The following is a 12072-nucleotide window of genomic DNA, read 5'->3' as shown; positions in this document are numbered from 1 at the left end:
CAGCGGCGGGCGGGCAGGCGGGCGAGCGTGCCGGGCAGGCCGGAGGGCCCGGCGACGCGGCGTCCGCCACCCGTTCGGCCGTCTGCTGTCGCTCCTGCCCGGCCGCGCGCCTAGCGTGCCGACAGCGGACCGCTCCCCGGGGACGGGCACCCCGGGGAGGCGGCCACGGGAGGTGAACGATGAGCCCGACAGGCCCGCAGGAAGCGACGTCCGGGGAACCGGCGGCCGCACGCCGGCCCAGGTGGGGCGTGCTGGCGCTGGCCGGGCTCATCGGCATCGGCATGGTGCGTCAGGGACTGTCCGGTGAGGCGGACGGGCCGCCCCAGCCGGGGGCCGGCACCGCGCTCTTCCCCGGCGACCTCCCGCCCGACGGCCCCGCACCGCCGCCGCTGCCCCGCTCCGCCCCCTCCCGGGTGGCGATCGAGTCGATCGGCGTGTCGGCGCCGCTGATGCCGCTGGGCCTGAACAGGGACGGCTGGATCGAGGCCCCGCCGCCCGACGCCCCCCGGCTGGCGGGCTGGTACGAGGACGCGCCGGCCCCGGGCGAGAACGGCACCGCCGTCATCGTCGGACATGTCGACGGTCGCAGCGGGCCCGCCGTCTTCTACGCGCTGGGCGCCGTGGAGAAGGGCAGGACGATCCGGGTGACCCGCGAGGACGGGCGGACCGCGGTCTTCGAGGTCTACGGCATCCAGGTCTTCGACAAGCGGAAGTTCCCCGCCCGGAAGGTCTACGGCACCACCGGACGCCCCGAGCTGCGCATCCTGACCTGCGGCGGCACCTACGAGGCGGGCTCCGGATACGCGGGCAATGTGGTGGTCTTCGCCCGGATGACGGCGGCCGGCTAGCTTGCGCCGGACGCTGCCGAGGTGGGTCGTGCGCCTGCCGGGGAGGCGGGCCGGCCGGCCGCGCGGTGCCGCCGCGGGGAGGAAGCGGCGGGCACCACGTCGGCCCTGGCGCGAGTCGCGGTCACTGGGAAGCGGGTTCGCCCCAGCTCTGGGCGATGATGCCCTTGGCATTGCTCTGCTGGGTCTCGGTCGGGAAGCTCGGCGTGCCGGAGACCTTCGGCAGCTTCGCCGCCGCGGCCTTGTCGAGCGTGCCGGCCTCCTTCATGGCGGGCATCAGAGCCGGGCGGGCGTAGCCCTTGAGTCTGATGTTCTGGCCCTCGGTGCTGTAGAGGTACTCCTGCCACAGGCGCGCGGCCGCGGGGTGCGGCGCATCCTTGTTGATGGCCTGCGAGTAGTACTGGGAGAACTTGCCGTCCGAGGGGACCGCGACCTTCCAGTCGAGGCCCTTGGACTTGAACGCGTTGGTGTACCCGGCGTTGAGGTAGTCCCAGTCGATGCTGATCGGCGTCCGGCCCTTTTCGATGCCGGCCGGGGTGGAATCGACGGACGTGTAGTTGCCGTTTCTCTTCAGCTTGGCGAAGAAGTCCAGGCCGGGCTGGATGTCGTCGAAGGAGCCGCCGTTGGCGAGGGCGGCCGCGTACACGGCGCCGAAGGCCGAACCCGACTTGGTGGGGTCGCCGTTGAGCGCGACCTGCCCCTTGTACTGCGGCTTGAGCAGATCCTTGAAGCTGGTCGGGCAGGTCTGCACACGCTTGGCATCGCAGCCGAAGGAGATATAGCCGCCGTAGTCGTTCGCCCAGCGGCCGATCGAGTCCCGCTGGGCATCGGGGATGTCAGCGAAACCGGTGACCATGTACGTCGCGAGCAGCCCCTCCTGGGCGGCGCTCTGCGCGAAGGAGCTGCCGAGGTCGAGGACGTCGGGCGCGCGGTCCTGGCCCTTGTGCGAGGTGACCGCACTGATCTCGTCCTGGCTGGCGCCGTTCGGGTTCTCCACCTCGACCTTGATGCCGTACTTCTTTTTGAAGCCGTCCATCAGGGCGCCGTAGTTGGCCCAGTCGCGGGGCAGCGCGACCGCACGCAGCGTGCCCTCCTTCTTGGCCGCCTCGGCCAGGGCGTCGATGCCGCCGAAGGCTTCGGCCGTGGTCGCGGTGGCCGCACTCTTTCCGCCACCGGCCGACGCGTCGGAGGGCCCGCCACAGGCGCTGAGGGCGAGTGCGGCGGCGACGGCGAGGACGCCGGTGAGGACGGCTGTCCTCGGCAGGAACACGGTCACGGTCTCTCCAGGGGTACGCACAGAGGGTTGAGGGGTTTCATGCGGGGCCACACCAGGGATGCACGTGGGGGGTGAGCACCTGTCCGACGACCTGTCTGACAAGTTGGGCCACAGTAGGCCCAACTATGGTGTTCGCCAGGTAAACATTGGTAAAACTCATGACTCCGATTCCTAGCCACCACAGCTCGCAGGGGTCACCACGGCACCCGTTCAGGCCGACCAGGCTGCACACTCTGCGCACGACTGCGCGCGAGAGAGGAAGCCCGGCAGCGCCACCCGACAGTGCCCGCCACACCCCACACTGTGAGCCGGTGTCTCACCATTCGGGACGATCCCCCCTCGCGCGTCCCTCACCCCCCGCTCATCCGCCCCCTCCCCCGGGCCACACCCAGCCCCCGAGGCGGGTGTGATGTGCTGGCCGCATGAGCATCTCGGTCACCACGTGGTACCTCCAGCAGACCTCGCGCACCGACCTGTCCCCCGTCGAGGGACCCCCGGCCGAGCAGGACGTCCGCATCGTCCGGTCCGAGGTGCCGTCGCCCGAATTCAGCCGCTTCCTCTATACGGCGGTCGGCGGGGACGTCACCTGGACCGACCGGCTGTCGTGGTCGTACGCACAGTGGGTGGCGCACCTCGGGCGCCCCGGGAGGGAAACCTGGGTGGCGTACGAGCACGGCACGCCGGCCGGGTTCATCGAGCTGGCGGCGGAGGCGGACGGCTCCGTGGAGATCGTCTACTTCGGGCTCATCTCGGGCTTCCGGGGGCGCCGGATCGGCGGGCAGCTGCTCGCGTACGGGACCGAGCGGGCCTGGGACCTGGCCGAGCGGTGGCCGGGGCTGGCGCGGACCGAGCGGGTGTGGGTGCACACGTGCAGCAAGGACGGCCCGCACGCACGGGCCAATTACGAGCGGCGCGGCTTCCGGGTGTACGACACCACGGTCACCGAGGAGCCCGAGATGCCGGCTCCCGGACCCTGGCCCGGCGCGGGGCCCACCACGGCCGAAACACCCGCCGGGGAGTGATCGACACCACACTGTCTCTCGATGTGAGACGTAGGTGTCCAAATCCTGGATTACGGTGGACTGGCCGGAGAGCGGCGTGCCACGCTTCCGTCATGTCTCGAGCTGGAATTGCCTTGGTGAGTCGGCGGCACGTCGACCTCGGCCGCATGTCCAGCGCCATTTGTCGGGCGGGCTGAGGCTGTATTCACCAGGAGCCTTCGGCCCCTGGCAGCGCCCAGCACCACCGAACCTCACGCCGTCCCCATCGTCGCGGACGCGCTGACGCCCCTTGACCCGCAGACCCTTCCGACGCGTTGCCGCGCGCCGCCTTTCGGTATGTCTGCGCAGGTCATCGTGGGGTGCTCGGCGCCCCGTCCGCGTTTCCTGAGCCCGCCCAGAAGGACGTACACCCATGGCCGCCTCCCCCGAAGTCCCTGCAGCTGCCACGACCCGCCGCAAGGCCGGACGCCACCGCGGCGAGGGCCAGTGGGCCGTGGGCCACCACACACCGCTCAACGGCAATGAGCAGTTCAAGAAGGACGACGACGGTCTCAATGTGCGGACACGCATTGAGACGATCTACTCCAAGGCCGGTTTCGACTCCATCGACCCCAACGACCTGCGCGGGCGGATGCGTTGGTGGGGCCTGTACACCCAGCGCAAGCCCGGGATCGACGGCGGCAAGACCGCGGTCCTGGAGCCCGAGGAGCTGGACGACAAGTACTTCATGCTGCGGGTCCGCATCGACGGCGGGCGGCTGACGACCGAGCAGCTGCGGGTGATCGGCGAGGTCTCGCAGGAGTTCGCGCGCGGCACCGCGGACATCACCGACCGGCAGAACGTCCAGTACCACTGGATCCGCATCGAGGACGTGCCGGAGATCTGGCAGCGGCTGGAGGCCGTCGGCCTGTCCACCACCGAGGCCTGCGGTGACACCCCCCGCGTCATCCTCGGCTCCCCGGTCGCCGGTATCGCCGAGAACGAGATCATCGACGGCACCCCGGTCATCGAGGAGATCCAGAAGCGGGTCATCGGCAACCCGGAGTTCTCCAACCTGCCGCGCAAGTTCAAGTCCGCGGTCTCCGGCTCGCCCCTGCTGGACGTCGCGCACGAGATCAACGACATCTCGTTCGTCGGCGTCGAGCACCCCGAGCACGGCCCCGGCTTCGATCTGTGGGTCGGCGGCGGGCTGTCCACCAACCCCAAGCTCGGCGTCCGGCTCGGCGCGTGGGTCTCGCGCGAGGAGGCCGCCGATGTCTACGAAGGCGTCATCTCGATCTTCCGCGACTACGGCTACCGCCGGCTGCGCACCCGCGCCCGGCTGAAGTTCCTGGTCGCCGACTGGGGCCCGGAGAAGTTCCGCCAGGTACTGGAGGACGAGTACCTGGGGCGCAAGCTCACCGACGGTCCCGCGCCGAAGCAGCCCGACCAGCAGTGGCGCGACCACATCGGTGTCCACAAGCAGAACGACGGCCGCTACTACGTGGGCTTCGCCCCGCGCGTGGGCCGGGTGGACGGCGCCACCCTCACCAAGATCGCCGAACTGGCGGCGGAGCACGGCTCGGGCCGGCTGCGTACCACCGCCGAGCAGAAGATGATCGTGCTCGACATCGACGAGTCGCAGGTCGAGTCGCTGGTCTCCGGTCTGGAGGCGCTCGACCTGCGGGTCCAGCCGTCCCCGTTCCGGCGCGGCACGATGGCCTGCACCGGCATCGAGTTCTGCAAGCTGGCGATCGTGGAGACGAAGGCCCGCGGTGCCTCGCTGATCGACGAACTGGAACGCCGGCTGCCGGAGTTCGACGAGCCGGTCACCATCAACGTCAACGGCTGCCCGAACGCCTGCGCCCGGATCCAGGTCGCCGACATCGGCCTCAAGGGCCAGCTGGTCCTGGACGACGACGGCAACCAGGTCGAGGGCTACCAGGTGCACCTGGGCGGGGCACTGGGCCTGGAGGCCGGCTTCGGCCGCAAGGTCCGCGGCCTGAAGGTCACCGCCGATCAACTCCCCGACTACGTCGAGCGGGTGCTGCGCAACTTCGCGGAGCAGCGCGAGGACGGCGAGCGGTTCGCCACCTGGGCGGCCCGCGCCGAAGAGGGTGCATTGAAGTGAGCGAACGCGCCGCGCCGTTCTACTGCCCGTACTGCGGGGACGAAGACCTGCGGCCCTCCGAGGAGGGGACCTCCCGCGGCGAGGGTGCAGCGTGGGAATGCCGGGCCTGCAGCCGTGCGTTCCGGCTGAAGTTCCTGGGCCTGCTGGCGCCGGGCAACACCGGCCGGGCCCCTACCGCTTCCGACGGAGGTACCTCGTGACCACCGCTACCGACCTTCAGCAGCTCGCCGAGCAGGCGGGCCGGGACCTGGAGGACGCGCCCGCCCTGGAGATCCTCCGGTGGGCCGCCGAGACCTTCGGTCCGCGCTTCTGCGTCACCTCCTCGATGGAGGACGCGGTCGTCGCGCACCTGGCCTCGCGGGCCTTCCCCGGCGTGGACGTGGTCTTCCTGGACACCGGCTACCACTTCCCGGAGACCCTCGGGACCCGGGACGCGGTGGCCGAGGTGATGGACGTCAACGTCATCACCCTGACCCCGCGCCGGACGGTGGCCGAGCAGGACGCCGAGCACGGCCCGAAGCTGCACGACCGCAACCCGGACCTGTGCTGCGCGCTGCGTAAGGTCGCGCCGCTCGAAGAGGGCCTGACCGGCTACGACGCCTGGGCGACGGGCCTGCGCCGGGACGAGTCGCCCACCCGGGCGAACACCCCCGTCGTCGGCTGGGACCCCAAGCGGCGCAAGGTGAAGGTCTCGCCGATCGCCCGCTGGACGCAGGCCGACGTGGACGCGTACGTGGCCGAGCACGGGGTGCTCACCAACCCGCTGCTGACGGACGGCTATGCCTCCGTCGGCTGCGCGCCCTGCACCCGCCGGGTGCTGGAGGGCGAGGACGTCAGGGCCGGCCGCTGGGCCGGCAGCAACAAGACCGAGTGCGGGCTGCACGGATGACCGAGCATCAGGAGATATCCATGACGGGCGCCACGATCTGGCTGACCGGTCTGCCGAGCGCGGGCAAGACGACCCTCGCGCACGAGCTGGCCGCCACGCTGCGCGGCGCGGGCCACCGCGCCGAGGTGCTCGACGGCGACGAGATCCGCGAGTTCCTCTCCGCGGGCCTCGGTTTCACACGCGAGGACCGGCACACCAACGTCCAGCGCATCGGCTTCGTGGCCGAGCTGCTGGCGAGCAACGGTGTCAAGGCGCTGGTGCCGGTGATCGCGCCGTACGCGGAGAGCCGCGAGGCCGTGCGCAAGCGCCACCAGAGCGAGGGCACCCCCTACCTGGAGGTGCATGTGGCCACGCCCGTCGAGGTGTGCTCCGAGCGGGATGTGAAGGGGCTGTACGCGAAGCAGGCGGCCGGTGAGATCTCCGGTCTGACCGGCGTCGACGACCCGTACGAGGCACCCGAAGCACCCGATCTGCGCATCGAGTCACACACCCAGACCGTGCAGGAGTCCGCGGCGGCGCTGCACACGCTGCTCACCGAAAGGGGACTGGCATGACCACCATCGCTGCCGTGACCGAGAACGCCGAGGACGCCAACAACCCGTACGCCCTCTCCCACCTCGACGCCCTGGAGTCCGAGGCGGTACACATCTTCCGCGAGGTGGCGGGTGAGTTCGAGCGGCCGGTGATCCTCTTCTCCGGCGGCAAGGACTCCATCGTCATGCTGCATCTCGCGCTGAAGGCGTTCGCGCCGGCCGCGGTGCCGTTCTCGCTGCTGCACGTCGACACCGGGCACAACTTCCCCGAGGTCCTCGACTACCGCGACCGCACGGTGGAGCGGCACGGCCTGCGGCTGCACGTCGCCTCCGTCCAGGACTTCATCGACCGCGGTGAGCTGCGCGAGCGTCCCGACGGGACCCGTAACCCGCTGCAGACCGTTCCGCTGCTGGACGCCATCGAGAAGAACCGCTTCGACGCGGTCTTCGGCGGCGGCCGCCGGGACGAGGAGAAGGCACGCGCCAAGGAGCGGGTCTTCTCGCTGCGCGACGAGTTCGGCGGCTGGGACCCGCGACGGCAGCGCCCCGAGCTGTGGCAGCTCTACAACGGCAAGCACTCGCCCGGTGAGCACGTCCGGGTCTTCCCGCTGTCCAACTGGACCGAGCTGGACGTGTGGCAGTACATCGCCCGCGAGAAGATCGAGCTGCCCGCCATCTACTACGCCCACGAGCGCGAGGTCTTCGGCCGCAGCGGCATGTGGCTGTCGCCCGGTGGGTGGGGCGGTCCCAAGGACAGCGAGAGCCTGGAGACCCGGCAGGTGCGCTACCGCACCGTCGGCGACATGTCCTGCACCGGCGCCGTCGACTCCGACGCCGACACCATCGAGGCCGTGATCGCGGAGATCGCCGCGTCCCGGCTCACCGAGCGGGGTGCCACCCGGGCCGACGACAAGATGTCCGAGGCCGCCATGGAGGACCGCAAGCGCGAGGGGTACTTCTAACCATGAGTTCGACCACGAACACGGGCGCCATCGACGTCGTCGACGCGGGTGCCACCTCGCTGCTGCGGTTCGCCACCGCCGGGTCCGTCGACGACGGCAAGTCGACGCTGGTGGGACGGCTGCTGCACGACTCCAAGTCGGTGCTCGCCGACCAGCTGGAGGCCGTCGAACGTGCCTCCCTGGGCCGCGGCCAGGAGGCGCCCGACCTGGCGCTGCTGACCGACGGACTGCGCGCCGAGCGCGAGCAGGGCATCACCATCGATGTCGCCTACCGCTACTTCGCCACCCCGCGGCGCCGCTTCATCCTGGCGGACACCCCCGGGCATGTGCAGTACACCCGCAACATGGTCACCGGCGCCTCCACCGCCGAGCTGGCCGTGGTGCTGGTCGACGCCCGCAACGGCGTGGTCGAGCAGACCCGCCGGCACGCCGCGGTCGCCGCCCTGCTGCGCGTCCCCCATGTCGTGCTGGCCGTCAACAAGATGGACCTGGTCGACTACGCCGAGCCCGTCTTCGCCGCCATCGCCGAGGAGTTCACGACGTACGCGGCGTCGCTGGGCGTCCCGGAGATCACCGCGATCCCGATCTCGGCGCTGGCCGGTGACAACGTGGTGGCGCCGTCGGCCCACATGGACTGGTACGGCGGCCCGACCGTGCTGGAGCACCTGGAGACCGTGCCCGTCGTTGCCGACCCCTCGGACGACCCCGGCCGTTTCCCGGTCCAGTACGTGATCCGTCCGCAGACCGCCGAACACCCCGACTACCGCGGCTACGCGGGCCAGGTCGCCTCCGGTGTGCTGCGCGTCGGCGACGCCGTCACCGTCCTGCCCTCGGGCCGGACGAGCACCATCGAGGCGATCGACGCGCTCGGCCAGGCCGTGGACGCCGCCTGGGCACCGCAGTCGGTGACCGTGCGGCTCAGCGATGACCTGGACATCTCGCGCGGTGATCTGATCGCCCCGACGGCCACCGCGCCGGGCGTCTCGCAGGACATCGAGGCGACCATCTGCCATGTGGCGGACCGTCCGCTGAAGGTCGGCGACCGGGTGCTGCTCAAGCACACCACCCGCACCGTCAAGGCGATCGTCAAGGACATCCCGTCCCGGCTGACGCTGGACGACCTCTCCCAGCACCCGGCGCCCGGCGAGCTGGTCGCCAACGACATCGGACGGATCGTGGTCCGTACGGCCGAGCCGCTGGCCCTGGACGCCTACGCCGACTCCCGCCGCACCGGCTCCTTCCTGCTGATCGACCCGGCGGACGGTACGACGCTGACCGCGGGGATGGCGGGCACCGCCTTCGCGGAGGCGGCCGCCGAGGCCGCTCCGGCCGACGGCGCGGACGACGAGGGATGGGACTTCTGAGCGTGCTCAAGGACGTTTTCTCGACCTTCGCGAAGGAGGGCGGCCGCATCGGCAGCGGCGCCCTGGGCAGCGGGCAGGGCGGAGTCGGCCGATGTGTGTGCTGACGATGCCTGACTCCGTATCCCCCACACCCCCCTTCCGAAGATCCATCGATCTGCCGGGCGCGCCATAGGCGCGTACTGACCCGGCCCTCCGAGAGGAACACCTCCGTGTCTGCCGTTCGTCACCGCCTGCTGGCGGCCGCCGTCACCATCCCGCTCCTGACCGGGGCGCTGGGCGCCTGCGGCTACGGCTCCGAGGCCAAGAAGGACACTTCGGCCGGTGTCGCGCCCAAGGGCGCCAAGACCGACGGGCTCGATCACGTCACGATCGGGGTCTTCGGCAACACCACCCACGCCACGCCACTGATCGGCCTCCAGAACGGCGAGTTCCAGAAGGAACTGGGCGGCACGAAGGTGAAGTACTCCACCTTCAACGCGGGCCCCGCCGAGATCGAGGCGCTCAACTCGGGCGCCATCGACATCGGCTGGATCGGCCCCTCCCCCGCGATCAACGGCTACGCCAAGTCGCACGGCAAGAGCCTGAAGATCATTGGCGGTTCGGCCTCCGGCGGCGTCTCGCTGGTGGTCAACCCCAAGAAGATCAAGAGCCTGGACGATCTCAAGGGCAAGACGATCGCGACCCCGCAGCTGGGCAACACCCAGGACGTCGCGCTGCTGAACTACCTGGCCGAGAAGGGCCTCAAGGTCGACGCCGCCACGGGCAAGGGCGACGTCACCGTCCAGCGCACCGACAACAAGGTGACGCCGACCGTCTTCCAGCAGGGCGGCATCGACGCCGCGTGGGTGCCCGAGCCCACCGCTTCCAAGCTCGTCGCCGAGGGCGGCAAGACGCTTCTGGACGAGAAGAAGCTGTGGAAGGACGGGAAGTTCGTCATCACGAACATGATCGTCTCGCAGAAGTTCCTCAAGGCGCACCCGAAGGCCGTCGAGGCGGTGCTGCGGGCCTCGGTGCAGACCAACTCCTGGATCCGCTCGCACCCGGCCGAGGCGAAGAAGGCCCTCAACGACAAGCTCGCCGCCTCGGACGTCTCCGGCAAGGCACTGCCGGACAACGTCATCGACCCGGCGTTCAAGAACGTCGACATCACCGATGACCCGCTGGCCGTCACCCTCCAGCAGGAGGCCGATCACGCCGTCAAGGCGGGCCTGCTCAAGAAGCCCGACCTCAAGGGCATCTACGACCTCACCCTGCTGAACAAGGTGCTCAAGTCCGAGGGCAAGAAGCCGGTCTCCGACGCCGGACTCGGCAGCAAGTAGCCCCGCCCGCAGTACCGCACTCCCCCAGGAGGTGACACCGATGACGACCACCACGCTCACCAAGCAGCAGCCCGCCACGGCGGACACGGGCACCACCGTGCCGTACGCGGCCCGCATCGACCATGTCTCGAAGTCGTTCGGCCGCACCGGCGCACAGCAGCATGTCCTGGACGACATCAACATCGATGTGGCGCCCGGCGAATTCGTCTGCCTCCTGGGGGCCTCGGGCTGCGGCAAGTCCACCCTCCTCAACCTCGTGGCCGGTCTCGACGCGCCGTCCGCCGGCGCCATCGAGACGCCCGGCGGCCGGCCGGCCCTGATGTTCCAGGAGCATGCGCTGTTCCCGTGGCTGACCGCGGGCCGCAACATCGAACTGGCGCTGCGGCTGCGCGGGGTGCCGCGCGCGGAGCGCCGGGACGAGGCCGAGCGGCTGCTGGAACTCGTCCGGCTCAAGGGCGCCTACGGCAAGCGCGTACACGAGCTGTCGGGCGGTATGCGCCAGCGCGTGGCGATGGCCCGTGCCCTGGCGCAGGACAGCCAACTGCTGCTGATGGACGAGCCGTTCGCCGCACTCGACGCGATCACCCGCGATGTGCTGCACGACGAGCTGACCCGCATCTGGCGCGAGACCAACCTCTCGGTCCTGTTCGTCACCCACAACGTCCGTGAGGCCGTGCGGCTCGCCGAGCGGGTGGTGCTGCTGTCCTCCCGTCCGGGCCGGATCGCGCACGAGTGGCGGGTGGACATCCCGCAGCCGCGCCGCATCGAGGACTCCGCGGTCGCCGACCTTTCCATCGAGATCACCGAACAGCTCCGTGGGGAGATCCGCCGCCATGGCCAGCACTGAGACCAAGGCCCCGTCCGCCGCCGCCCGGGGCGGCGAGGACACCGCGGCCGACAGCACCGCCGCCAGGGCCGGTGATATCGCCGGCCTGGAGGCCGGGCTCGACGCCCTGGAATCCAGGGTCATCGACCGGCAGCCGTGGCTGCGCACCGCCGTCTCGAAGGCGTTCCCCCCGCTCGTCGCCGTCCTCATCGTGCTCGCGCTGTGGCAGCTCGCGTTCCACTTCGAGCTGAAGCCGCACTACCTCCTGCCGAGCCCCGCCGACGTCGCGCACTCGCTGCAGCAGAAGTGGCTGGAGGGCACCCTGCTGGGCTTCGTGTGGACCAGTGTCTCCCGCGGCGCCCTCGGCTTTGTGGCCTCGGTGGCCATCGGTACGGTGCTCGGGCTGATCGTCGCCCAGGTCAAGGCCGTACGGGCCGCGATCGGGCCGATCCTCAGCGGACTGCAGTCGCTGCCCTCGGTGGCCTGGGTCCCGGCCGCGATCATCTGGTTCGGGCTGAGCGACGCCACGATCTACGCGGTGGTGCTGCTCGGCGCCGTCCCCTCCATCGCCAACGGCCTGGTGGCGGGCGTCGACCAGATCTCCCCGCTCTACCTGCGGGCGGGGCGCACCATCGGCGCCACGGGCCTGGCGGGGGTACGGCATGTGCTGCTGCCGGCCGCGCTGCCGGGCTATATCTCCGGACTCAAGCAGGGCTGGGCGTTCTCCTGGCGCTCCCTGATGGCCGCCGAACTCATCGTCAACGCGCCCGACCTGGGCACCGGGCTGGGCCAGCTGCTGGAGCAGGGCCGTGAGTTCCAGGACATGTCCTGGGTACTCGCCGCGATCCTCCTCATCCTCATCGTCGGCATCGGCATCGAGCTGCTGATCTTCGCCCCGATCGAACGCCGGGTGCTGCGCAGCCGCGGCCTCCTCGTGAAGAGCTGAA

12 protein-coding genes are annotated in these 12072 nt (G+C 70.5%); 11 read left to right on the top strand and 1 reads right to left on the bottom strand.

The features are described 5' to 3' along the window. Positions 1-179 precede the first annotated feature (179 nt). Positions 180-848 (top strand): class F sortase, encoded by a 669-nt coding sequence (locus ACGFWI_RS01760; protein ID WP_393903898.1) that lies wholly within the window; start codon positions 180-182, stop codon positions 846-848. 121 nt (positions 849-969) lie between these two features. Here ACGFWI_RS01760 and ACGFWI_RS01755 read toward each other — a convergent pair whose 3' ends face one another. Next, positions 970-2121: an ABC transporter substrate-binding protein gene (locus tag ACGFWI_RS01755; protein WP_393903897.1), complete on the bottom strand. Its 1152-nt coding sequence runs from the start codon at positions 2119-2121 to the stop codon at positions 970-972. A 422-nt stretch (positions 2122-2543) separates the two neighbouring features. Between ACGFWI_RS01755 and ACGFWI_RS01750 the strand changes: the two genes are divergently transcribed. The 10 genes from ACGFWI_RS01750 to ACGFWI_RS01705 all read left to right on the top strand — a co-directional run bounded on the left by ACGFWI_RS01750 (position 2544) and on the right by ACGFWI_RS01705 (position 12071). Continuing rightward, entirely contained in the window at positions 2544-3143 is a 600-nt protein-coding gene (locus ACGFWI_RS01750; RefSeq protein WP_393903896.1) for a GNAT family N-acetyltransferase, read from the top strand. 391 nt (positions 3144-3534) lie between these two features. Next, positions 3535-5232 carry a nitrite/sulfite reductase gene (locus tag ACGFWI_RS01745; RefSeq protein ID WP_393903895.1) on the top strand — a complete coding sequence of 566 codons (1698 nt, stop codon included), beginning with the start codon at positions 3535-3537 and terminating at the stop codon, positions 5230-5232. Beyond that, a complete protein-coding gene (locus tag ACGFWI_RS01740; protein ID WP_393903894.1) occupies positions 5229-5432 on the top strand; it encodes a hypothetical protein in 204 nt (67 codons plus the stop codon). Before ACGFWI_RS01745 ends, ACGFWI_RS01740 begins: the two co-directional genes overlap by 4 nt. Beyond that, a complete protein-coding gene (locus ACGFWI_RS01735; protein ID WP_393903893.1) occupies positions 5429-6121 on the top strand; it encodes a phosphoadenylyl-sulfate reductase in 693 nt (230 codons plus the stop codon). Before ACGFWI_RS01740 ends, ACGFWI_RS01735 begins: the two co-directional genes overlap by 4 nt. A gap of 20 nt (positions 6122-6141) precedes the next feature. Then, positions 6142-6675: an adenylyl-sulfate kinase gene (gene cysC, locus ACGFWI_RS01730; protein ID WP_393903892.1), complete on the top strand. Its 534-nt coding sequence runs from the start codon at positions 6142-6144 to the stop codon at positions 6673-6675. After that, positions 6672-7616: a sulfate adenylyltransferase subunit CysD gene (gene cysD / locus ACGFWI_RS01725; protein WP_393903891.1), complete on the top strand. Its 945-nt coding sequence runs from the start codon at positions 6672-6674 to the stop codon at positions 7614-7616. The genes cysC and cysD overlap by 4 nt, the downstream gene beginning before the upstream one ends. A 2-nt stretch (positions 7617-7618) precedes the next feature. Beyond that, a complete protein-coding gene (locus tag ACGFWI_RS01720) occupies positions 7619-8980 on the top strand; it encodes a sulfate adenylyltransferase subunit 1 (RefSeq protein ID WP_393903890.1) in 1362 nt (453 codons plus the stop codon). 209 nt (positions 8981-9189) lie between these two features. Further along, the gene (locus tag ACGFWI_RS01715) at positions 9190-10299 is read left to right on the top strand and encodes an aliphatic sulfonate ABC transporter substrate-binding protein (RefSeq protein ID WP_393903889.1); all 1110 of its coding nucleotides are present in this window, start codon (positions 9190-9192) and stop codon (positions 10297-10299) included. 40 nt (positions 10300-10339) lie between these two features. Further along, positions 10340-11146, top strand: coding sequence for an ABC transporter ATP-binding protein (locus ACGFWI_RS01710; RefSeq protein ID WP_393903888.1), 807 nt, complete (start codon positions 10340-10342; stop codon positions 11144-11146). After that, complete coding sequence (locus ACGFWI_RS01705; protein WP_393903887.1) at positions 11133-12071, top strand: ABC transporter permease; 939 nt, start codon at positions 11133-11135, stop codon at positions 12069-12071. The genes ACGFWI_RS01710 and ACGFWI_RS01705 overlap by 14 nt, the downstream gene beginning before the upstream one ends. The last annotated feature ends 1 nt before the right edge of the window (position 12072 follow it).

Source organism: Streptomyces sp. NPDC048434 (assembly GCF_043200375.1).
Classification (GTDB): Bacteria; Actinomycetota; Actinomycetes; order Streptomycetales; family Streptomycetaceae; genus Streptomyces.
This window is presented reverse-complemented; position numbering and strand designations above follow the sequence as displayed.